We start from the raw sequence: 23,769 nt of genomic DNA, 5'->3' as shown, positions 1-23,769 counted from the left end.
CTTCTTAAAAATTGGTCTTTAGGCTTACACCAAAACTTCTAGTGGATGGATAAGAAAAATCCTCAACGCCGTACACAATATTGCGTTCTTGGAGCGCATTGAGCTCTGGGTCGAAATGCGGATTTTCGGTAAACAATAATAAATTGCTGCCAATAAGGCCAAGCTTTAAGTTTTCCACTCCCAAGGATTTTGTCATTTTCCGGGGAAAGGTATAGTAGATACTGAGCTGCCTTAATTTAACATAAGAGGCATCGTACAGGGCACTGGCCTCATTCCCTCTATCGTAAAATGCATTGTTGAACCTACTTGCCGCTACTGCTGTAGTATTGGGGACATATTGGGGGCTGTCCACCGTCCCAATATTGACCACACCATTACCCACTACGCCATTACCATCTACAAACTGTGTGCTTTCCGATCCCCCTTCACGGCCCAACAGGGTTTCCTGCAATACTCCGGAGGTACTTCCCAATGCCTTGGTTCGGGACACGATGGTGCCTCCTTGCCGCCAATCGAACAAAATGGTAAAGTCAAAATTTTTATAAGAAAAGTTGTTATTGAAGCCCAAGGTAAAATCTGGATTATAATTGCCCAGTTTGCGCAAATTGGCATCCTGAACGGGCAATCCATTGCTATCGTAAAGATCTTGCCCATCTATCTGTACAAACCCCGTACCGTACATATCGCCTACGCGTCCACCTTCTCTGGCTATGTAGAATACGGTATTGGAACCTCCGCTACCGCTAAAAACACTTGCTGTAGCCGTTACAAATTGATCTACCCCATCTGGCAGTTCCGTAACCACACTCCTAAAAGTGCTAAAGTTGACCGATGTGTTCCAGGTAAAACTGTTTGTTTTTACCGGAGAAGCGCTCAGCATCAACTCGAGCCCGCGCGTGCGTATCTCCCCACCGTTCTCATTAAAACTATTAAAACCTGTCGCATTGGAAATGGGCCTTGAGATGATCTGATCCTTACTGATATTTTGATAGGCAGAACCCTCCAATTGTATTCTTCCATTTAAGAACCATGTTTCGAGGCCTAGTTCATAGGCATCCAAACGTTCCGGTTTTAAATTGGTGTTTTTTAGCACGGTTCTGTTCGTTACCCTAAAATTGGGGCCATAATTCCCATTTAGCCGAAAGGTCTGCGTATTTTGAAATGGATCGGTATCGTTACCTACCGATGCCGCACTAAACCTAAGTTTTAGATACGTAATGTCTTTGGGCAGCTCAAATGCATTGGAGGCAATAAAGCTCAATCCGGCGGAATAGTAACCAAAGGAATTATTACCTGTGGGCAGGGTACTGCTCCAATCGTTTCTAAAAGTGAAATCGGCATATAACTGGTTCCGATAGGCAAAATTGGCCGTACCATAAATACTGTTAATTCTTTTGTCTAGCTTTTCGCTATTTCCCAATAAAGGGGCCCTGGAATTGGCCAAGGTATATATTTCCGGAATTGCCAATTGTGATGCTTCGGCGAAGGAATAGTTGATTTTTTGATCTAGGCGATTGGCTCCTGCAGTTAGAACATAATTCCAATTTTCGTTAAAACTATTGGTATAGGTAAACAAAAAATCGGTGTTCAATTCTGTAAAACGGACATTGTCCTTTCGAAAAGATCCAAATGGGTTGGCATTGGTACTTACCGCACGACGGAACTCCCTGTCATCATTATAGGTATCCAAACCACCCCGTACCTTTAACGATAGGTGCTCTGAAAAATCGTAGGTTGCGGACACATTGCCCAGAACCCGATTCTTAGTGAAACTATTGGTATTCTCGAAGAGGGTAAGATAGGGGTTGGTCAGCCATAAATAATTAATATCAAAATGTTGCCTACCCGTCTGTCCCGCTTGCCAATAATCCCTAAGAGAATCAATATTGGTCTGTCTACCTGTCCAATTAAACCCATAAAGTACATTCTCATATCCGTACCCTAAATTGGGTCTATTGCCACTTCGTGTATTAATGTAGTTTACAAAAGTGCTCAGTTTAAGCCTATCGCTCAAAAATTGATCAACACTCAATGCAATACCGTCTCTTTTTAGATCCGTATTCGGCAAAATGCCTTCATTTCGCAAATTACTGTAGGATACGCGCGTACTTCCCTTATCGGTGGTGTTGCTAATGGCAATATTATTTTGATAGGTTATTCCGGTTTCAAAAAAGTTGCGGACATTATCCGGTCTGGCCACCCATGGTGTTGGGGTAATGGGTGTAAAGGAACCGTCTGGCAATGTTCGAGAAATCACGTCGCCTGCGCGAACGGGATTCCCGTTGATGTCCACCGAAGGGCTATCGAACTGTGGTATCAGTAGCCCTGCATCCAATCTTGGGCCATAACTGCTGATTCCGCCGTCACCAACTCCGGCACCCGTACCATTTTGAAAAGCATAGGCCCCATTAAATCCCAATCCATATACATTTTGGTAATCCGGTAAGGTCAACAAAGTTTCTATGGTGAAATTACTATTGATGCTTACTCCAAAGCCTTTGGCCCTATTGCCCCGTTTTGTAGTAATCAGGACTACCCCATTTGCAGCCCTTGCCCCATAAAGCGCAGCCGATCCAGCTCCTTTTAAAACAGAAATGGATTCTATGTCGTCCGGACTAAATTCGGAACTTCCGTTACCAAAATCGACCTCTTGCAAGGCACCATTATTTACAAGGTCGCTTGTGATTTGTTCGTTGCTTATCGGTACACCATCCACCACGAAAAGGGGCTGATTGCTTCCACTCAACGAGTTTTCCCCTCGTATTATGATCCTAGAGGATGAGCCCACACCACTGGAACCATTGGTAATCTGTACCCCAGCTACCTGCCCTGCCAAACTATTGACCAGATTGGTCTGCGGAACCGTAACCAACTTATCCGAACTTACTGTGGATACGGCAGATACCAAGGCACGTTTATCCTTCTCGATTCCCAACGCGGTCACTACGACTTCGTCCAGTTGTTCTTGGGAGGGTTCCATAATGAGCGTAAGTGGCAGGGTCCCGTCCTCCACTAGAACTGTCAATGGCCTGTATCCTATGGAAGAAATTTGTAGCGTAAATTTTTTGGATGAGGTTGTCAACTCAAAGTAACCATCTTCGTCGGTAGATGTATAGTTTTGAGTCCCTTCTTCATAAACCGCGGCATAGGGAATGGGCAATTGATTGTCGTCCAGCACTCTGGAGCTGTACGTGCTTTCCTGTGCAAACAAGGCAAACACATAGCATTGCAATACTGCAATCAGTATTGGTCTCATATGTTTATGGTTAAATTAATTGATGATGTTATGCAGTAGCTCTACCTACTGTCCGTTATATTCTGCTAAAAAGAATTGAAAACGGGCGGTGCCCTTAACCCTACATTTGAAAGATGTAGTGCCAATGGAACTGCTTCAAGAGTTCGTTTCCATTTGCGATTGAGCGATGCTATCAGTAATTTGAATAACTTGCTCAGTAAAGAGGTAGGATTAGATTTTGCATAGTCCTCCAAATCTTTCCGGGAATCAATATCGGAAAGCTCCCTTAAAATTTCAACATCTATTTTATGAGTGTCGATATGATCCTTTAGACTGTCCAACAAAAAGGAAGTTTGCCAACGGAAGTTCAGAAATGTTCCGTGGTGAAATATTTCCTTGCTCAGACCAATCAAATAAACACCTCCATCTTTAGATGGACCCAGTACCATTTTGTTTGATTCCAACTTATGCACGGCATCTTGTAAAAGTTGGGTGGTCAAATCCGGACTATCGTTCCCAATGGAGATTACATTATCGTAACCGGCATCAAACAGTTTTTGAAAAGCATTTGTAAAACGGCTTGAAAAATTATCGCCTATTTGTTCGTGCTCATCTACCCAATAAAAATCGACACCACATTGCGCAGCCAAATTTCTCGTGTTGGCGATCAATAAATTGAATAAGGCTTCCTGTTCTTCCGGCCTATGACCATCACCAATGGGCTTCCTCACTACTTCCTTCTTAGCGGATAAGGAAAATACAAGCAGCGCTGTATTGTTCGGGTCCATTTTCTTGTTGATCATTTCTTGGAGTTATATGCCGTCCATTCAGTATTGTTCGTGGAACATGGTATAGGTCGACAACAATTTGCAATACTTACCAAAAATCTTAAAAAAGACCTAAATACAGTATTCCATTAGTGCCTCAAAATCCATAAATCACCTCTGCATCAGCACCTTATATTAGTTACATCAAACCAAAAAAATAGGTGTTAAATACAATTTACGCTAGGGTTTTGTCCTTTGTAGCCCGTTTAAGCAAGGGGGGCGACCATCAAAAGATTGCGGTTAATTCAAATAAATTATTTGTAGGACTCCTGGAAAGCCTTAGGCGTAATTCCTGTTCTGGCTTTAAAATATTTTGAAAAATAGGCATAATCGGAAAATTCCAGCGCATAGGCTACATCTGCCAAATTATGTTTGGAGTGTACAATTAACCGTTTGGCTTCCAGTACTACCCTTTCGGAAATAAGTTCGGTAGTTGTTTTGTTCACGGTTTGCTTTACCACTCTATTGAGGTGCTTTGTGGTAATGTTCAATTGCTCAGCATAAAATTTAGGTAGCTTTTCCTCTTTAAAATTTTTATCGATCAAAATTTCCAAACGATCCAATAATGCCGTGCTTTGTGTATAGTTAATATGATCCAAATCTATTTGGGAGGCATATATCCGAGAAAGTTGGATGTAGATATCATTTATCAAGCCTAGGATTTTAATCTCACGCATCATTCTATTATCACGATATTCGGCAATTGCCTCCTGAAATTTCATTTGCAACACCGGTATTTCACTTGTTGGAACTTTAAGCATTGGGGGATTCTGTTGCGAACCGTAAAATGGAAAAATGGAAAGGGAGTGTCCTAGGAACCTTAGATTATAAAAGGCCTGTGAATGAAAAAAAATGATTCCCTCCGGTTTGGTATCGAATTTCCAATAATGGGTTTGCCCCGGTTTTAAAAAGAATACCCTTCCGGGACCAATCCGGTAGGTCTTAAAATCGACCTCATGGGTACCGGTACCCTCCAAAAAAAGAACGCACAAGTAAAAATCATGGCTATGTGGTTTATCGATAAGGCATCGGTTAAACTCCAAATGACGAGAAAAGGAATTAACATACACCTCGTTCATCCGTTTTGATTCTCGGAAATTTTGAATATTTAAAACCGGTATTTTCATAACTATGTCCGAATAGTACAAATATATGGGAATATGCCACACACAGGAATGTATCCTAAAGTCGCAATTTTGTTGAATCAATTAAAGTTGCGATGAAAAAAGTAGAAAATATATTCCAATGCAAATGTCCCAAATGTAATACTGGAGATATTTTTCAGCATCCTAAATCAAGATTTCCTTTTAGGATTCCAAAAATGCACGAAAGATGCCCTCATTGCAATTATAAATTTGAAAGGGAAACAGGATTCTTCTTTGGGGCCATGTTCGTAAGTTATGCCCTTGCAGCTGCCGAGATGATTGCTTGTCTGGTTATTTTCTGGTATTTGGCCGGTTTTTCCCCTCTCAGCGTATTCTTTATTATCGCTATTATGGCCGCAGTTTTAAGCTCGCTCAACTTTAAACTTTCCAGGTCTATTTGGATTTACTTGTTTTATCGGGACTAGATCATCTCAGAACAAAGTAGACCTTGCTGCGGTTCGTCTTTTGGCTTCTGTTACGACCAAACAATAATGAAAAGTCAATTTCTTTTAAGAAGAAGTAATCCAATTTTGCGATTGGGCAGCCACAGGTTCTTGGGTTAAAAATAAATGCCTGGCCTTTGTAGTTTGTTTAAAAAGCTGGGGGACCCCTAGTAAATGTAATACAGGTACATTATAGTGTTCCAAAATTAAAAATTGGACCAAAAGGGACTTCACCCGATTGGCCCAATGACTCAACAATCTATGCTTTAACAAACTGCACGTTCAATTGTAGTTTTACGGTATCACTTACCACTATTTTACCAGCTTCGGTAACGGCGCTCCACGTTAGATCAAAGTCTTTTCTATTTATGGCCCCCGAAATATCGAAGCCTGCTTTGGTTTGCCCGTACGGATCTACTGCCACTCCATTAAAATCCACATCCAAACTTACTTCTTTAGTGATGTTTTTTATGGTCAAGTCTCCAACTAAAGTGTTGCCATCAAATGATTTTGATTCAAACTTTAACTCAGGATAGGCTTCAGCATTGAAAAAATCATCTGATTTTAAGTGTGCATCTCTATCGGAATTTTTAGTGTTGATGGAATCCGTCTGTGCTGTAAAAGAAAAGCTTGCGCCTTTAAAATCCTCATTTTCCGTTTCCACCGAGGCACTATAGTCTTCAAAATAGCCTGTTACGGTAGAAATCATCATATGCTTTACCTTAAAAGCAATTTCAGAGTGTGCGTTATCAATGTTCCAATTTGTTTTTACTGCTGTTTCCATAAACTGATTTTTATTATTTAAAATGAATTATATTTTCTATTTACAGTGACATAGGAACTTCCATCAACAACAATTCGGTGTTGGAATCTGCCGTGATGTTGAGTTCATTTACATCCCAAACCCCAAATCCATCCCTGGGATTTAAAGCTTGATTGTTTACGGTAGCATCGCCTTTGAGTACAAAAACGTACACGCCGTTTTTATCTGGGTTTTTTAAATTGTAGGTCAGAGATTTTCCTTGGTCCAAATCGGTCATGTTAAACCAGGCATCTTGATGGATCCAAACACCGGCATCATCAGGGTTTGGTGACAATACTTGTTGGAATTGATTTTTCCTATCGGCAGTGTTCAGCGTAATCTGATCATACCTTGGAGCAACATTTTCCTTATTGGGAAATACCCAGATTTGCAAAAACTTCACCTGTTGGTCTTTGTTTTTATTGTACTCTGAATGTGTGATACCCGTACCGGCACTCAACACCTGAATGTCGCCCGACTTGATCACCGCGACATTGTCCATACTATCCTTGTGTTCCAAATCACCTTCCAAGGGGATGGAAATAATTTCCATGTTTTGATGTGGATGTGTGCCAAAGCCCATTCCTGCTGCAACGGTATCATCATTCAATACGCGAAGTACCCCAAAGTTCATACGCTCCGGATTGTGGTAATTGGCAAAACTAAAAGTGTGTTTGGAGTGCAACCATCCGTGGTTGGCATCTCCCCTACTGTCCGCCTTGTGTACTACTGTGTTCATAGTTTTGTATTCTTTATTTGGTAAATGGTTAAAACCGATGTTCTCTCTTGTCCAGTTTGGTGGTTCCTTCTCTTCTCTTGTGTTGCTTAACGCTCGTAACCCCAAGAAAGAAAGACCTGTACCTGCAATTGACTTTAAAAGAAAACTTTTGCGATTCATTGTTTTTGTTTGACAAGGTATAAGCCAACAGCGTGCCACAATTTTAAATATCTGAATAACAATATTTTACAAAACAATTCCTCTATTCTCATTATACTTACTTTTGAGAATATTCTTATATATGAGAAATATATTGTACTTTTTTAGTGCTTAAAATGGAGCTTATGGCTAAGAATCAAGAGAGTTTAGAGATAAAAGAGTGGTTGGTAGAAACCTTGCCCTATGAAGTGATGTGGATGGACGAAAACGGTAAAATAGTATATGCAAATACTAAGTTTTGTAACCGGTTAGGGTACAACAAGTCAGTAATAACAGGGCTTTCCATTTTTGACATTAACCCCACATCTTCACCGGAAAGTTGGAAAAAACACTGGGAATTGGTCCAAAAAAAAGGAATTCATCGATTTAAGGAAACCCATAAAAACAAAAGCGGCAAATATTACGAAGTAGAGGTTTTTGCTCAATTTTTCTCAAATAACAGAAAAAAATTAATTTGTGCCATTGTCAACGATATTTCGGAATCAAGTTTCTATCAAAAGTTAATGGACAACACCCAGACCATTGCCCATGTCGGTGGTTGGGAGCTCAACCTTCAAGATGGTTCCATTGTAGCCACATCCGAAGCTTTACAAATGTTCGAGGCACAGAATGTAGATGACCTTACGCCTCCAAAAATCATTCATCAATTTAAAGACCCCGAGCATATTAAATCCCTGTTGAGCAATACCATACGAAAAGGCGAAGCATACGATGAAGTGTTGGAAACTGCACATAATCCTCCTCGATTTATGAGGTGCGTGGCCAAACCCGTCTTAAAAGGTGATAAAATTTATAAGCTCATTGGGGTTTACCAAGATGTCACAGAACAGCAACTCAAGGAAAACAACCTACAGCTCTATAAAGAAGTTATTGGTAATGCCGAAGATATTGTTTATGTGGTCAAAAAGAACGGGGACCTATTTCATCACAACAAGGCCGCAAAAGCACAATTGGGATTTAACGAGGGCCAATTAAACAATGCTTCCATTTTTGATCTAGACCCTGGGATTACCAAAGAATGGTGGGAAAATCATTTTAATGATGTGGTAGAAAAGGGGTCCATCCGGTTTGAATGGCTTGCCGTACGAAAAAATGGCACCAAATTTCCCGTGGACATCACAGCCAATCATTTACGCTACAACGATGAAGACTATAATTGCGCCATAATCCGGGATATTTCCGAGCGGAAGGTAAGAGACTTGGAACTGTTCCAGGCGCTGGAAGAAATCAAATCCCTGAAAGATCGATTAGCAAATGAAAATGAATATTTACAAGAAGAGATTAACAGTAAAATCAATTTCAATAACATTATCTGTACCAGTGAGGCTTATGAGAAAGTCTTGCAATTGGTAGACCAAGTTGCTCCTACCGATACTACCGTTTTAATCACCGGTGAATCTGGAACAGGTAAAGAATTACTCGCCAGTGCTATCCATAATAACAGTATGCGTAAAGACAGGCCACTGATTAAAATTAATTGTGCCACCCTACCTAAAGAGCTGATTGAAAGTGAATTGTTTGGGCATAAAAAAGGGGCGTTTACAGGTGCTGTTGCCGATAAGGTCGGTAAATTCTCGTTAGCCGATGGTGGCACCATTTTTTTAGATGAAATAGGTGAAATGCCGATTGATCTACAACCAAAACTGCTACGTGTATTACAGGAAGGTGAGTTTGATGAATTAGGTGGCAATAAAACTATAAAAGTAAATGTTCGTGTAGTAGCAGCCACCAATAGGCATTTGGAAGACATGATAAAAGAAGGAACGTTTCGCGAAGATTTATATTACCGTCTAAATGTATTTCCTATTCATAATATTCCTTTGCGCGCCAGAAAAGAGGACATCCCTATGTTGGCACAATACTTTTTAGAAAAATATTCGGCAAAAGCAGGCAAAGCATTTAAACGCTTATCGAAAAAAACGGTTGAAGCCTTAATGGCTTATAACTTTCCGGGCAACATTCGTGAGTTGGAAAATTTAATTGAACGTGCTGTTATTATTGAAAATGGTACTACGTTGAATCCTGGACAATGGATACCGAAAACTGATAATTTTATTCCAACAGAAGATTTTAAACCGTTTGAAACCATGCAACGCGATTACATTATAAATGTTCTTAATCATACCAATTGGCGTGTGAGTGGAAACAAAGGTGCGGCAAACATTTTAAACATGAATGCCAAAACCTTGTTTGCCAAAATGAAGCGTTTGGGTATAGAGAAAGAGGTGCGGTTAAAGCGTTAAACACATTCTATCCCCTATACTGAGATGGTGTTACCCCGGTATGCTTTTTAAACAATCGCGAAAAGTAAGTGGGATAATCGAATCCTAGGTTGTATCCAATCTCCGCAATGGATTTGTCATAGCTCTGTAATTGATGTTTCGCTTCGATTATGATTTTTTCCTGTATAAGCTCGGATGCCGTTTTGCCGGTATGGTGCTTGATCAAATCACCAAAATAGTTTACGGAAAGGTTCAATTTTTCAGCAAAATAATTTACGGATGGTAATTGGGTATTTCCGTCCGAATAATATTTGTTCAGCTCCTTTTTAAAGGTCATCACCACTTTATTGTACAAGGGTTGTCGGGTTTCAAACTGTCTTTTATAGCATTTACCAATGTAGGTGAAAATGAGGTTACTATAGGCAATGAGCAAATCCAGCTCGTAGGTGTCCTTTTTGTATTCCGTTAGAATTTGTTCATAAAGGGTTTCCAACTGTTGCTGCTCATCTTCGGTTAGGAACAAGGCCTCCCCTATCTCATACTGAAAAAAGCTAAAATCAATATTGTATTCCTGCAACAGCACAGGGGAAATGAGCATATGGTAGCCCTTCCAAGGTTCAGTGGCATCCCATTCAAAAACTTGGTTCGGTTTTACAAAATATAAGAAGGCGGCATCCCGATCGAACTCCGTACTTCCAAAGCAGTGCAGACCGGTCACATTGCGTTTAAAGGCCATCATATACCAATCTGTGGTGATGGGTTCACTTTTTAAACGTAGATTTTCGAACTCGTCATACTTTACCACATCGATCAACTCCTTTTTTGGAGCGGTGTACCCAACATAATGATTGAATTCCTTTAAACTTTTAAAATGCGTCATCTCTTAAAAACTAAAATAGACTGTAGTACCAAAGATAGCACTACAGTCCAGTATTTCTAAATTACCTTACGAATAAGACTTGAGACTAAAAGTCTTGTACAGTTGGTCGCAACACAATTTCGTTCACGTCTACATCTGCTGGTTGTTCAATGGCAAAAGCAATGGTTCTGGCCACAGAATCGGCAGGAATAGAAATGGTCTCGTACATATTGTCTACCATTTCAGAACTCTCTTTATGGGTACTTCCGTGTTTCAACTCGGAATCAACAGCACCTGGCTCAATGGAAGTGGTTCTGATATTACCTCCTACTTCTGCACGCAGTCCTTCTGAAATGGCTCGAACGGCAAATTTGGTTCCACTATATACCGTACCCCCCGGTGCAAATACTTTTATTCCTGCTACGGAAGATAGGTTGATAAAGTGCCCGGATTCTTGCTTTTGGAAAATTGGCAGAGCAGCTGCTACCCCGTACAATACACCTTTAACGTTGATGTCTATCATACGGTCCCACTCATCTACCTTCACTTCGCTCATGGGTGCTATAGCCATTAAACCAGCGTTGTTGACCATTACGTCAATTTTACCAAATTCGCTTACTGCTTTGTCCACCAAAGCTTGCACGTCTTCTTTTTTGGTCACATCTGTTGCAATGTATGCCGCCTTACCTTCGTTTTTGGAATTGATTTCTTCCGAAATGTTCTGTAAACGATCTTCTCTTCTAGCACCCAATACAACGTGTGCCCCTTTGGCAGCTAAATAACGTGCGGTAGCTTCACCCAGTCCACTACTGGCACCTGTAATTACTACTACTTTTCCTTTAATGTTATTTTCTAAACTCATAAGAATGTTTTTGAATTATTATTTTAATGATGATACAAAGGTATGGGTAGGTGTTTGTGACAGACTTACACAAAAAAGGGAAATAATGAAACAAATCACGGATTAAGAATTATTTAGCATTTTTTTCGACAACCCTTTACTCCTTGAACCCTTACACCAAAACACCGTTAAACGACGGCAACACTATTTCCGCTATTTTATCCAATGCTTCTTTAACCGGAGTGTCTGATTTTCGCAAGTGCAACGCCATGTGGTTTACCCCTGCTTCTTCGTAGCGTTTCAGTAATTCCGTAAGCTTGTTTACCCCTATGGCACCTCCAAACCGATGTGGTCTAAAGTCGGCATTGTCATCTGTAAGTAGGTTTAAATGAAAGGCAGAAATATAGGGTTTGCAGGCTTGGTCGTTATCGTACAAGGCCTCGCACCACTTCTTTTGCTGCAAATAGGTTTCTTCTGGCGTTCTGGGATAATTGAACCAACCGTTCGCTTCTTTAGCAATCCAATCTATGGACTGTCCCGAGTGGCCGGCAACCACCAAAGGAATTGGGTTCTGGGGTTTGGGATAGACATCCACACCCGAGTTTAAAAAGGGATAAAACTCGGTTAAATTGCTTTCCAATTTCCAAGCCTCTTGCATAATTTTTAAATGCTTCCGAAACAATTTGGGGCGTTCCTCATAGGCTATTTTATACATAGGAAATTCCACGGGCCTGTCCCCTAGCCCTAAACCCAACAGCAATCTACCCTTGCTTAAATTTTCAATAGTTGCGGCGGCTTTTGCCAAATGTATGGGTTGATGTAAAGGTGAAACGATAGCGGCCGTTCCCAACAATATATTCTGGGTAGCCGCGGATAAATAGCCCAAATAACCAATAGTATCGAACAACTGGGCCCCATCCCCAAAATTAGGGTCGTAAACCGGTACTTCCCGTACCCAAACCGATGCAAAACCGGCAGCATCCGCCTGTTGTACCAACTCCAAATGATTTGTCATATCCGGAATACCGAAAGGCCTTCCCGATTCCCTTCGTTTTTTATCCCCTGCCATGGACCAATCATTATCGAGCGGGAATTCTATTCCCAAGGTCATTTTACCGGGTCGGTATAGTTTGTCAAAATTTTTCATAGCAATTCTTTTTTAAGCCAAGGGCCGCAGAACGACCCTTGACTTTTTAATTAAGCGTTCCAGATTTCCTCCGCAGTATACGGGCCGCCTTCAACTTCCCAGAATTTTGCATCCACAAAACGATGGTCTTTGTTAAGGGCAGCGATCTTCTCCATATCCGAAGCGCTCAATTCAAATTTTAACGTATCCAAATTTTCTTGTAATCGGGATACATTGGTGGACTTTGGTATTACCGAAATACCGCGTTGTATGCCCCATTTTAAGGCTACTTGCGCCACCGTCTTACCATGGGTCTGGGCAATTTCCAGAAGCACCCCATTTTTAAAAAGGTTTAGGGCATCATCTTCTACCCCTCCCGAACCAATAGGTGCGTATGCCGTTAGGTGAATACCAACCTGTTTACAGAAATCCACCAAGGCATCTTGCTGTAAAAACGGGTGTATCTCGATTTGGTTTACTTCTGGCTTATGTTTTGCCGTTTCCAAAAGAGCGTTCAAATATTGGGTATTGAAATTACTGACACCGATATGCTTGACAAGCCCTTTTTCCAAAGCTGCTTCCATACCGGCCCAGGTGTCGGTCAATGGCACTTTTTCCAAAGGAATGAATTGATCTGCCTTCTCCGGCATTTCAACTCCTTTTTTAAAGGCTACCGGCCAGTGGATCAAATAGAGGTCCAAATAATCCAACTGTAGGTCTTTCAGGGTTTTTATCAAGGCTGGTTCTACATTGTCCTTTCCGTGAGAATCACTCCAAAGCTTGGAGGTAATCCACAGTTCCTCCCTGGTTACCACGCCAGAATCAATGGCTTCGGCAATTGCCTCGCCAACTTCTTTTTCGTTTCCGTAGGCTGCCGCACAGTCTATGTGTCTGTACCCCATTTTTAAGGCTTCCAAAACAGCGGTATAAACCTCTTTGGGTTCAGAACGAAAGGTTCCAAGCCCTAAAATGGGCATTTGATCGTTATGTTTAAATGATAATGTATGCATCTGTTTATAATTTTTCTTTTTTATATAAAGCCAGTGTAAGTATAAAGCCTACCACCACAAGTATACTCCCTACCCATGGCGTTGCTGCTACGCCCAATGTGGATTCTACTATTAATCCGCCAACATAGGCACCAATAGCTATCCCCACGTTAAAAGCCGCAATGTTCAATGCCGAGGCTACATCTTCTGTGCCCGGCAGGTATTTTTCTGCCATTTTAACCACATACAATTGCAGTGCGGGTACGTTGGAGAAGGCCAATATTCCCATAAAAAACAAAGTTACTATGGACCAAATAGGACTGCTTACCGTAAAGTATAGTACCACTAATACCACGGCTTGCAAGGCAAACATGACCATTAAGGCTTTTCCCGGGGTTTTGTTGGAAACCTTTCCCCCAATAATATTGCCCAAGGCAATGGCTATACCGTAGACCAATAGTAGAACACTGGTCATACTAGCGGAAAATCCGGTAACTTCTTCCAACAAAGGCGCCAAGTAGGTAAAGGTTACAAACGTACCGCCATAACCAAGGGCCGTAATGGCCAACACCAACAGAATAGAAGGGTTTTTGAGCACTTTTAGCTGATCTACCAAACGTAAGGGTCTTGATTTTTTAATATTTGAAGGAACCAAAAGGTAACTGGCCATGGCCCCGATAACCCCTAAAATAGCAACACCTATGAAAGTAGCGCGCCACCCAAAATTTTGTCCTATGTACGTACCCAACGGTACGCCGGTAACAATAGCTACCGTAAGCCCGGCGAACATTATAGAAATGGCAGAGGCCCTTTTATCCTCTGGTACCAGACTGGCCGCTATAGTAGAGCCAATGGAGAAAAAGACCCCATGTGCAAACCCGGTTAAAATGCGTGCCAGTATTAACAAGGTAAAACTAGGCGCAATGGTGGCCAATCCGTTACCGATAATAAATAACAGCATAATACCGATCAATAACCGTTTGCGTGCTATTTTACTGGTCAAAGCCGTTAAGACAGGTGCCCCAATGGCAACTCCCAAGGCGTACAAGCTCACTAACAATCCCGCTGAGGAAATAGAGGTGTTTAAATCGTTGGCTACCGTGGGCAACAAGCCCACGATAACAAACTCTGTAGTTCCAATACCAAAGGCACTAATGGTCAGTGCCCATAAGGCCGCTGGTAGACTTTTCTTTTCGGTCTTTGCGTTTAAAACTGCTGAATCTGTAGCCATCTTAGTACGTTGCTTTCACCAGTTCCACAATCTTTTGGGCCGCTAATTTGGCAGAAGCAGGATTCTGACCGGTGACCAAACGCTGGTCCACGCTTACTTTTTCTTGCCACATATCGGCTTTATCTATGGTTGCTCCACGTGCTTCCAATTTTGTTTCCAAAAGGAAAGGAACCACATTTTCTAAGCCTACATTTGCTTCTTCTTCATTGGTAAAAACGCTTAGTGTTTTACCGTTTACCAAATAGGCTCCGTTGGACAATTGAATGTTCACCAATGCGGAAGGTCCGTGACATACGGCCGCCACTATTCCATCATTCTCATAAATACTGGCTGCTATTTTGGCCAACTTCTTATGGTTAGGAAAATCCCACATGGTACCGTGACCACCGGCATAGTAGATTACATCATAACCCTTTGCCTTGATTTTTGAAGGCTTTAGGGTGTTTTTTAGCTTTTGTTGAAAGGTGGTGTCATTCCAGTATTTTTTATTCACTGGATCTTCCAAATCAAAACCATCTACCGGAGGGTTCCCTCCTTCTGGGCTTACCAAGGTAATGTCGAAATTGTTCTCCTCAAAAACTTCGTAGGCGTGGGTTACCTCACTTAGGTAATAGCCCGTTACCTTGCCCGTATCTCCCAATTCTTGATGACTTGACAGTACCATCAAGACTTTTATAGGCTCATTTTGATGTTGTGCCGTTCCCAATAGGGCAAATAGTAGCATTGCCACTGTTGTGTTAATTCTTGTTTTCATTTTCTTTATCTTAAATTTTATGGGACAAAGGTGTATGAAAACGAAAGGCTGTGCGAGGACCTATATCACCATTTTAAAGTGAGGTAACACAACCCATAAAAGTGATATACATCACAAAATCTAATTTTTAAAACGGCTCAAAGTTTCCCTGGAAACACCTAGGTAGGCGGCAATCAATTTTTTAGGTACCCGTTGTAATAATTTGGGGAGTTTGTTTAATAGCTCATCGTACCGTTCTTCTGCGGATAAGGTTAAAAGGGACAGAATGCGTTGTTGCAGGTTAATGAACCCATTGTTGGATTTAATCCGATAAAAATTGGCTATGGCCGGTATTTGCTGGCATATGGATTCCCTACTTTCTAAGGACAGGCAAAAGAATTCGGAATCTTCTATACAATCTACAAAGATGGTGGCCGGTAATTGGTGTTGAAAAGCGAAATAGTCGCTAACCCAGTATTGCTCCATACCAAACTGTAAAATGTGTTCGTTTCCCTTTTGGTCTATAGCATACGATTTTACCAAACCATTGATAATCCAAAACTCACATTCTACTGGCTGACCTGTCTGGATTAGAAATTGGTGCTTTTTTAATTTCCGATACTCAAAATGAGGCGCTATTTGCTCCCATTCCGCATCCGTTAGGTCAACAATTTCCTCAAAATGTTGTCTTAAGAGGCCATAATTTTCTTGCACGCCAAATTTGTTTTAAGAAGTGCAAAGGTAAAATAGTAAATGTTAAATTGCTATCAACTTAAATTAACAAACAGAATCTCTTTTACTGAATTATTCCAACTAAAATCAGTAAAATTGCTTTTCTCAAAAAATATGATAGGACAAGCTCATGGACCATATTATTAATTTAATAGCCCGGACCATTTGGTTATGACCGACCTCTAATTTTAGGGAGGAGGTCAATCGACCGTTGTCTTTAAAAAATCGATTGACCTTCTACATGAGCAGCCATGGTTCCTTTTTAAGGAATAGACGCCTTTTCCTCCTTCCTTCCATTCTTAAACCCTACTTCTTATTGGCTTTATCGGTGTTCAATTGGTAATTACCTGGTGTAAATCCAAACGTTTTCATTAATCGTGTCCAAGTGTTTATTTGAGCTACTGCCAATGTGAGCAAACTAATTTCCGGTTTATCAAAGTGCGTCAACAAAGCCTGAAACAGTTTGTCCGAAATTGAACTGCCCTTCACGTTGGTTACCTCCTCCGTAAATTCGAGTACCACCCGTTCCCTTTCTAAAAAATAAGGGGTCTCCTGCCATACGCACAAGGAGGAGAGCCTCAATTCGGACTCACCGGAATTTTTAAGTTCTTTGTAGTGCATATCTACACAATAAGCACAACCGTTCAACTGCGCTACTCTTAGGCGCATTAATTCCAAAAGTTTATAATCAATTGTGGATTTATTGATTATAGCTTCGACTGCCATTAAACTTTCGAACATCCCGGAAGGGATATCCTGATAACTAATTCGTTCCATAAGTATATTATATATGGAGCAAAAATAACCCTGAAGAAAGCTCCACTTCCTTAAGATTTCTTAAGAACGTAACTTTTGATTTTTTCTGATCGCACTTAAATATTCAGGGGTTATATCCAGGTAAGATGCTATCATATAGAGTGGTACGCGTTGAAAGATTTGGGGTATATTATCCAATAATGATTGATACCGGGTCTCACGTTTTGTTCTCATATAGAGTTCGTCTCGTTTTTGAATAGCAATGAGCATATTGAGATAAATCTTCCTAAACGCACTGTTAAGCTTTGGTACTTTATGGTACAGTTCTTCCAAATCTTTAAATGAAATGCGTAGTACCACAGTCTGCTCCAAACATTGAATCGCTTGTCTGGACGGTTTTTGCTCAACAAAGCTTTCCATGGAGGTTACCCACCAATTTTCAATGCCAAAACCCTGGACCTTTTCTTGGCCAGAATCATCTATGGCATATTTTCGAACTAACCCTTTTAGGATAAAAAAGTTATATTCACAAACCTGTTCCTGTTCCAATAAATGCTGCTTGTCCTTGTAGTTTTCAACATCACAGTTTGCATATATAACTTGAATTTCCTCTTCATCAAAATTTTCGTATTTACACAGATAATCTTTAAGTTGATTCAAATACATCCTATTGATATGATGTTAAAAAAGGTTCAATTCTTGGCTTGCAGTAAATCTGGTTTAAAATTAACCTATAAAAATTAAAAAGTCATCGGGGATGCAACCTCCAAAAGTTTCGTTAAACTATTTTTTATTTCTAACCGTTTATTTAGTTTTGTGGTGTAGTTAAATATCAAATGCCAAGAACAAAACAATATAACGAGCAAGAAGTAATCGATAAGGCCATGAATTTATTCTGGCGGAACGGCTACGAAACAACATCTATGCAAATGCTTGAAAAGGAAATGGGCATAAACAAATTTTCCATCTATTCCAGTTTTGGCAGCAAAAATGGAGTGTTCCTAGAAAGTTTGAAACGGTATAAAACTAAATTGAACACTTTATTGGTTAAGTTGGAGAAATCTGATTCAGGAATTTTGGGCATTAAACAATATTTCTATGATTTTGTTCAATTTAGTAAAGAAACAGAGTTTGGAAAGGGTTGTTTGATAACAAATACGGCCAATGAAATAGGTGAAAATGCGGACATCCAAATCAAGGATTCACTGTCAAGTTTTATGGAGCGCGTTAGGCAAGTATTCATCTCGGTCCTGAAACAGGACAACTCCAAATCCCAAGAATCACTCAACAGCGAAGCGGATTATTTGCTTATTGCCATGTTTGGACTATCCTCGGCCACCAGAGTGTTCAACACCGAGCAATTGGAACATTACATAGAGAATATATTCAAAGATCACTGACATTTTTTTTGCAATATATCTAACCTTTCGTTTAGTTTAAATAAACTACCTATTCGGACATTAAAACAAAGCTTCAACCATAAAAATTGACATTAGCTTTTTAATTACAAAAGGTTATCCAGAAATAAAAAAAATGTGGTCTCCATTTGGAACCGAAAGGCCCTATAAAGTAACAATGGATCTAATAATAACTAAATGCGCAAAGGAGCGCGAAAATTAAATAAGTAAAACAATAAAAATTCGAATTATGACAACTTTAAAAGTCCACAACATTGAAACAGCTCCAGAAAACAGCAAACCCCTATTGGAAAATTCCAAGAAAGCCTATGGAATGATCCCAGGCTTGCATGGCGTATTGGCAGGAGCCCCGAAAATACTGGAAGCCTACCAAACCCTGCATGAGCTTTTTACCCAAACTTCGTTCAACGAGGAAGAATTAACGGTGGTATGGCAGACCATCAATGTAGAACATGCTTGCCATTACTGCGTACCGGCCCATACCGGAATCGCCAAAATGATGAAGGTCGATGATAACATCACCGAGGCTTTACGCAATGAGACTCCGCTAAAGGATGAAAAACTAGAAGCTTTGAGAACCATGACTCTGACCATTGTAAGAAATCGTGGTCATGTAACACCCGAAGATCTACAAACATTTTATGCCGCGGGATATGGGGAGCAACATGTTTTGGAAATCATATTGGGACTATCGCAAAAAGTAATTAGCAATTATACCAATCATATTGCCAATACTCCTGTAGACGCTGCTTTTGAAAAGTTTGCCTGGTCCAAAGAAAAAGTGGTTTCGTAACCCTATAGTACCCTATTTTTATGTATTGCGATAAACTTTCCGGCACATCGGAAGGTTTATCGCATATTAAAACAATTCGATTATGATAAAGTTGACCGTAATGTACCCCAACAGTCCAAATACAGTATTTGATAAGGACTATTATATAAACCAACATAGCAACTTATTAAAAGATCTATTGGGCGAAGCGATAATATCATCCGATATAAACCTTGGGTTATCCGGTGCAAGCCCGGAACAAACTGCTCCGTATGTGGTAATTGCCAATCTTGTCTTTACCTCCCAAGAAGCATTTCAAAATTCCTTTGTGCCAATGGCCGAAAAAATCTTGGCTGACCTTCCTAATTTCACCAATACCCAGCCAGTAGTTCAAATAAGTGAAGTGGTATGAATTCAAGATGACCATACGTGGCCACCCTAAATGGCAATGATTTTTAGAAAAAAACGAATTATCCTAGCAAGTTTTGAAGTGGATAGGTAAGAAACCATAGAACATTTGAGCGCTCCGATCATTGGCTTGGCAAATGGAAGTTTAGGGGTGCTCGGTAACCCTTTGTAGCTGGGCTAGATTTTTATCCGAGATTCCACCGAAAGATGTGGCCAAAGCTACCTTTAACAAATGGACCATACCAATCTGTTTAGGAGGCGGAAGTGGAGCAGATGATGTAACTTGGAGCTTTCCGGTTGATACATATGAGTTAATCCCATTGAGCTACATATTCTCGTTAAAACAAACAGGGAAAAACGGTAAATAAAACCCTTCATAAATGAAGGGCCTTATTAACTTAGATTTAGACATGTCTGCACGGACCAACCTCTTGACCCTATTGGGGCATATATAACATAGGCAACTCGGTCCGCTCTAATAATCCGTTAAATTCCGAAATATCCTTTGTCCGTATCTCTTCCAATTCAGATTTTAAAACGTTCCATTGATCTAAATAATCTTTGGATACATTCCGCACCCCTTGACTCACGGGAAGATTTCCTTTACCAATCCTATTTAAAAAATCCTTGAATTTAATCAACAAACGAGCCTCGAACATATAATTGCTCTGATAGGTCCTCATCTCCTTCTGTAAAATTTTTGCAATCCAGTTATCCAATTTTTTATCCAGTTCCCGTCCTTTGGTTTTCACATCGGTCAAATCAGATTCTTGTAATAGAAATCTTAATTGTTGTTTTACTTTTCTTAATGACCGTACACCTGAACTCATTTCACCAGCGGCCCTATATATTGACTTGGAAATACCATCTCGTTCGATATAAGCGGCCTCGACATTTTCGACACTGGATTTTATACGGGGATCTATAGTAATTTTAAACTCTTCTACCTGTTCCTGCTCCCCAACCTTAAAACGGACTTTATACGTGCCCGGAGGTGCATCATAAGCACTTAAATCACGGTTGGTGGTATATAGTTCTTTCAAACAATCAAAACGACCAATTTTCATGTTCCAAGTAAATCGATGCGCTCCTGGAGTTTTCTTTAACTGTGGCTTTACCAATGTATCACACCCAATTCGTTTTTCATTGGTATATTCTGAATGGATTATATGACCCGTACTATCTAAAATTTCCAATCCCATATGGGTGCTCTCGTCCACAGCCTTATTGTTAACATAGTTTATCTGAACCCCTTTTGGAGGGTTTTGACCATATCCGCCATCTATACTGTAGGCTACGGAAAGCTCCGCATGGGTGTCCCTAGGCTTGTATAAAAAATGGTCTGCCATAGCAGTTTTCTCATTGACCTGATGTAAGGGAGTAAGGTCGTCCAATATCCATATAGCCCGTCCTTGGGTGGTGACCACAAGATCTTTACGTTTTACCCGTAAGTCAGTAATTGGCACTTCGGGTAGGTTGTTCTGCAATGACAACCATTGTTCGCCGTCATTAAAAGAAACAAACATACCGGTCTCAGTTCCCGCATAAAGCAATCCTTTTCTATCTGGATCCTCCCGTACACTTCTAGCAAAAGTATCACCAGGCAGACCATCTGTAATCTTTTTCCAAGAAACTCCATAGTCACTGGTCTTATATATCATCGGGGTAAAGTTATTCAACTTATACCCTGCCACAGCTATATATGCAGTTGACGCATCATGGGGAGAAGGTTCAATTACGTTGATGATGGCTTCTGGAAGATCTTTCGGGGTCACATTGCTCCAGGTCACTCCCCCATCTTGCGTTACGTGTACCAAACCGCAATCGGAACCAACCCATACCACTCCTTCCTGCAAGGGGGATTCTTCAATATTAAAGAGGTTGTTGTAACTTTCTGCTGTAATTTGCTCATTGGTAATGGGACCACCTCCCTTACCCTGATGTTCTTTATTATTCCTAGTCAGATCTTCGCTAATGGTTTTCCAGGTCACCCCCCGATCGGTTGACTTCATCACATACTGTGAACCATAATAAATCACGTTGGGGTTATGCGGGGAAACAATCACGGGGCCGTTCCAGTTTGCCCTTAATTTCAGGTTTTTAGGTTGTTCGCCACTAATGCGTTCGGGATAGGGGCGGACCATTCGGGTATTGTCTATATCCCTGTCCCATTCCACAAAATTACTGGCAAAATATGTTGAATAAACAAATCTTGGATTGTTGGGATCAAGTGCCACTGTAGAAGACTCACCTGCGCGCATAATATCCCAGTGCATTTCTCCAATACCGTTATCCATTACCCTGCTGTCTATAGCAATTGTGCTATTATCCTGTTGCCCGGAATAAACCCTGTACGGATGACCATTGTCTGTTAAGGCGCGATAAAACTGTCCAGTAGGTTGGTTGTATATACTTGACCAAGATGTACCTCCATTATAGGTCACAGCAGCTCCTCCATCATTGGCATTTATCATAATATCACTATTATTGGGGTTAATCCACATATCGTGGTGGTCTACATGAGTGCCACGCATTCCGGTAAAGGTTTTGCCTCCATCAATCGACTTCATGGCCTGACTGTTCATAACCCAAACCTCGTCCTCGTCATTAGGGTCCGCTATTATATGCATGTAATACCATGGACGAGCAAATGTTGTCGCGTCATTGCTGGTTTGCCGAAAAGATTCTCCCGCATCATCAGAACGATATACCCCTCCTTCCCGCTCTTTGGCCTCGATGGCCATATAGACAATATTGGGATTGGCAGGCGATATATCAATACCCATTTTGCCTTTAAGTGCTGGTAGTCCTTTTGATATTGTTTTCCATGTCTTTCCGCCGTCAGTTGTTTTAAACACCTTACTTTCTGGGCCTCCACTGCTGAGTGCCCATGGTTTCCGTTGAAACTGCCAAGAAGTGACCATCATAAAATTAGGATCGTTCTCACTCACGGTCATATCCACTATTCCGGAATCCTCGCTCACGTTTAATATCTTTTCCCAGCTCTTTCCCCCGTCTTTGGATAGATAAAGCCCTCTATGCTCATCTTTCCCCCAAGGGTTTCCCTGAGCGGCCACATAAACGATATCAGGATTTTTTGGATGTACATAAACCCCTCCGATATGGCGTGTTTTGCTCAAACCAATATGCTTCCAGGTCTTACCTGCATCTAAGGATTTGTACATACCGTCTCCATGTGAAGTTTTTACCCCTCTAATAGGAGATTCACCAGTTCCCACGTATATAATATTATGATCAGAAGGAGCAACGGTTATATCTCCGATTCCAGTAGTATTGAAGTAGCCATCGGATATATTGTTCCAATTATCGCCGCCATCCGTTGTTTTCCAAACTCCACCACCTGTAGCACCCATATAATATGTAAAAATATCGTTGGGCAAGCCTTCAACAGTAGTAACACGCCCACCCCGAAAAGGGCCAATATTTCTATATGCCATAGATTCATATAGCTGTGGAGTTATACCGGTTTTTGTTTGTTTTCGTTGTCCGTGTGATGAAAATATCAGCGTAACGGATAAGAGTATGAGCAATTGGTTTTTCATTGATTTTAAGTTGATTTAGTTCGATATTCGGTCTATAAAGTCTCACCAATGCAGAATTGCAAAAGGTGCAAAAGCCAGCACTACTGAAGTGTGCAAAGCACGTAGTAATCCGCTTCAACACATATTGTGTTGACCATTTGAAAACTATGCTTTACATAAATAACGCTAGAGTACGGTAAACTTAAGTGGTGTTTCTTAGAGGGTACATACTAGTTTGATTTCGATTGTTAAATGGAACGTATGCTCGTTTGAGGCCAATCAAAAAGAGCTGTTACATCCTTTAATTTATTACGTTACACAAAGTACAAAATTTATGGACGTAATTTCTCCTTTTCCATAATATTTTTTTAATCGACTCGATGAATTCAAACCCGTACAACTCCAAAATAGCAAACCCTTTTTAGTAACTTTGACTCAACTGTAAATAAATATATAACCCTAATTAAATCAAAACATGGGAAAAGGATTTTTTCAAGTTCCGACCGCTGTGAACGAGCCGGTCAAAACGTACGTACAAGATTCTCCAGAACGAGAAGAAGTACTCGAACAATATAAGGCGTACTACAATGGCAAGGTGGAAGTACCACTTTACATTGGGAACGAAGAGATAAAAACAGGCAACACAAGACCCATGTCCCCGCCGCACGACCACAGGCACATTGTGGGACACTATCATTTGGCGGAAAAAGAACATGTGGAAAAGGCCATCGCCAATTGCCTTGAATCCAGA

General features: G+C 40.7%; 20 protein-coding genes and 1 pseudogene. 6 read left to right on the top strand and 15 right to left on the bottom strand.

Annotated features, from left to right (window positions below; translation table 11 throughout):
• Positions 1-4 precede the first annotated feature (4 nt).
• The 3 genes from AB9K32_RS03195 to AB9K32_RS03185 form a co-directional block, all read right to left on the bottom strand.
• Positions 5-3,256 (bottom strand): SusC/RagA family TonB-linked outer membrane protein, encoded by a 3,252-nt coding sequence (locus AB9K32_RS03195; RefSeq protein ID WP_369884329.1) that lies wholly within the window; start codon positions 3,254-3,256, stop codon positions 5-7.
• A gap of 65 nt (positions 3,257-3,321) precedes the next feature.
• Positions 3,322-4,038: a DUF2064 domain-containing protein gene (locus AB9K32_RS03190; protein WP_369884328.1), complete on the bottom strand. Its 717-nt coding sequence runs from the start codon at positions 4,036-4,038 to the stop codon at positions 3,322-3,324.
• Positions 4,039-4,316: 278 nt separating this feature from the next.
• Positions 4,317-5,189, bottom strand: coding sequence for an AraC family transcriptional regulator (locus AB9K32_RS03185; protein WP_252079457.1), 873 nt, complete (start codon positions 5,187-5,189; stop codon positions 4,317-4,319).
• 92 nt (positions 5,190-5,281) lie between these two features.
• On the opposite strand from AB9K32_RS03185, the gene AB9K32_RS03180 reads away from it, so the two are divergent.
• Entirely contained in the window at positions 5,282-5,632 is a 351-nt protein-coding gene (locus tag AB9K32_RS03180; protein WP_224837060.1) for a DUF983 domain-containing protein, read from the top strand.
• Between the two features lie 277 nt (positions 5,633-5,909).
• Here the strand turns inward: AB9K32_RS03180 and AB9K32_RS03175 are convergent, their stop codons facing one another.
• Together AB9K32_RS03175 and AB9K32_RS03170 are read right to left on the bottom strand one after the other, a co-directional pair.
• Positions 5,910-6,434, bottom strand: coding sequence for a YceI family protein (locus AB9K32_RS03175; protein WP_369884327.1), 525 nt, complete (start codon positions 6,432-6,434; stop codon positions 5,910-5,912).
• A 40-nt stretch (positions 6,435-6,474) separates the two neighbouring features.
• Positions 6,475-7,191, bottom strand: a complete 717-nt coding sequence (locus AB9K32_RS03170; RefSeq protein WP_369884326.1) for a pirin family protein — start codon at positions 7,189-7,191, stop codon at positions 6,475-6,477.
• A 323-nt stretch (positions 7,192-7,514) separates the two neighbouring features.
• On the opposite strand from AB9K32_RS03170, the gene AB9K32_RS03165 reads away from it, so the two are divergent.
• Positions 7,515-9,632: a sigma 54-interacting transcriptional regulator gene (locus tag AB9K32_RS03165; RefSeq protein ID WP_369884325.1), complete on the top strand. Its 2,118-nt coding sequence runs from the start codon at positions 7,515-7,517 to the stop codon at positions 9,630-9,632.
• 7 nt (positions 9,633-9,639) lie between these two features.
• Here the strand turns inward: AB9K32_RS03165 and AB9K32_RS03160 are convergent, their stop codons facing one another.
• The 9 genes from AB9K32_RS03160 to AB9K32_RS03120 all read right to left on the bottom strand — a co-directional run bounded on the left by AB9K32_RS03160 (position 9,640) and on the right by AB9K32_RS03120 (position 17,538).
• Positions 9,640-10,491, bottom strand: a complete 852-nt coding sequence (locus AB9K32_RS03160; RefSeq protein ID WP_369884324.1) for a helix-turn-helix domain-containing protein — start codon at positions 10,489-10,491, stop codon at positions 9,640-9,642.
• Positions 10,492-10,576: 85 nt separating this feature from the next.
• Positions 10,577-11,332, bottom strand: a complete 756-nt coding sequence (locus AB9K32_RS03155) for an SDR family oxidoreductase (RefSeq protein ID WP_252079452.1) — start codon at positions 11,330-11,332, stop codon at positions 10,577-10,579.
• Positions 11,333-11,483: 151 nt separating this feature from the next.
• Positions 11,484-12,458, bottom strand: coding sequence for a TIGR03571 family LLM class oxidoreductase (locus AB9K32_RS03150; protein ID WP_369884323.1), 975 nt, complete (start codon positions 12,456-12,458; stop codon positions 11,484-11,486).
• Positions 12,459-12,508: 50 nt separating this feature from the next.
• Positions 12,509-13,447, bottom strand: coding sequence for an aldo/keto reductase (locus AB9K32_RS03145; protein WP_369884322.1), 939 nt, complete (start codon positions 13,445-13,447; stop codon positions 12,509-12,511).
• A gap of 4 nt (positions 13,448-13,451) precedes the next feature.
• Positions 13,452-14,657 carry an MFS transporter gene (locus AB9K32_RS03140; RefSeq protein WP_369884321.1) on the bottom strand — a complete coding sequence of 402 codons (1,206 nt, stop codon included), beginning with the start codon at positions 14,655-14,657 and terminating at the stop codon, positions 13,452-13,454.
• A gap of 1 nt (position 14,658) precedes the next feature.
• Positions 14,659-15,411 carry a type 1 glutamine amidotransferase domain-containing protein gene (locus AB9K32_RS03135; RefSeq protein ID WP_369884320.1) on the bottom strand — a complete coding sequence of 251 codons (753 nt, stop codon included), beginning with the start codon at positions 15,409-15,411 and terminating at the stop codon, positions 14,659-14,661.
• A gap of 120 nt (positions 15,412-15,531) precedes the next feature.
• On the bottom strand, positions 15,532-16,104 hold the full coding sequence (locus AB9K32_RS03130) for a Crp/Fnr family transcriptional regulator (protein ID WP_252079447.1): 573 nt from the start codon (positions 16,102-16,104) through the stop codon (positions 15,532-15,534).
• A 324-nt stretch (positions 16,105-16,428) separates the two neighbouring features.
• On the bottom strand, positions 16,429-16,899 hold the full coding sequence (locus tag AB9K32_RS03125) for a carboxymuconolactone decarboxylase family protein (RefSeq protein ID WP_369884319.1): 471 nt from the start codon (positions 16,897-16,899) through the stop codon (positions 16,429-16,431).
• Positions 16,900-16,959: 60 nt separating this feature from the next.
• On the bottom strand, positions 16,960-17,538 hold the full coding sequence (locus tag AB9K32_RS03120) for a Crp/Fnr family transcriptional regulator (protein WP_369884318.1): 579 nt from the start codon (positions 17,536-17,538) through the stop codon (positions 16,960-16,962).
• A 176-nt stretch (positions 17,539-17,714) separates the two neighbouring features.
• On the opposite strand from AB9K32_RS03120, the gene AB9K32_RS03115 reads away from it, so the two are divergent.
• The 3 genes from AB9K32_RS03115 to AB9K32_RS03105 all read left to right on the top strand — a co-directional run bounded on the left by AB9K32_RS03115 (position 17,715) and on the right by AB9K32_RS03105 (position 19,480).
• Complete coding sequence (locus AB9K32_RS03115) at positions 17,715-18,278, top strand: TetR/AcrR family transcriptional regulator (protein ID WP_369884317.1); 564 nt, start codon at positions 17,715-17,717, stop codon at positions 18,276-18,278.
• A gap of 247 nt (positions 18,279-18,525) precedes the next feature.
• Complete coding sequence (locus AB9K32_RS03110) at positions 18,526-19,089, top strand: carboxymuconolactone decarboxylase family protein (RefSeq protein ID WP_369884316.1); 564 nt, start codon at positions 18,526-18,528, stop codon at positions 19,087-19,089.
• Positions 19,090-19,171: 82 nt separating this feature from the next.
• Positions 19,172-19,480, top strand: a complete 309-nt coding sequence (locus AB9K32_RS03105) for an EthD family reductase (RefSeq protein ID WP_369884315.1) — start codon at positions 19,172-19,174, stop codon at positions 19,478-19,480.
• Positions 19,481-19,913: 433 nt separating this feature from the next.
• Here AB9K32_RS03105 and AB9K32_RS03100 read toward each other — a convergent pair whose 3' ends face one another.
• Positions 19,914-23,039 carry a glycosyl hydrolase gene (locus AB9K32_RS03100; RefSeq protein WP_224837045.1) on the bottom strand — a complete coding sequence of 1,042 codons (3,126 nt, stop codon included), beginning with the start codon at positions 23,037-23,039 and terminating at the stop codon, positions 19,914-19,916.
• Positions 23,040-23,493: 454 nt separating this feature from the next.
• Here AB9K32_RS03100 and AB9K32_RS03095 point away from each other — a divergent pair.
• Positions 23,494-23,769, top strand: a pseudogene (locus AB9K32_RS03095) (1-pyrroline-5-carboxylate dehydrogenase); the annotation flags it as partial.

This window comes from Allomuricauda sp. XS_ASV26, assembly GCF_041224615.1.
In the GTDB taxonomy this organism is placed as follows: Bacteria; Bacteroidota; Bacteroidia; order Flavobacteriales; family Flavobacteriaceae; genus Flagellimonas; species Flagellimonas alginolytica.
Note: the sequence above shows the minus strand (reverse complement) of the source record. Positions and strands in the feature narration are given on the sequence as shown.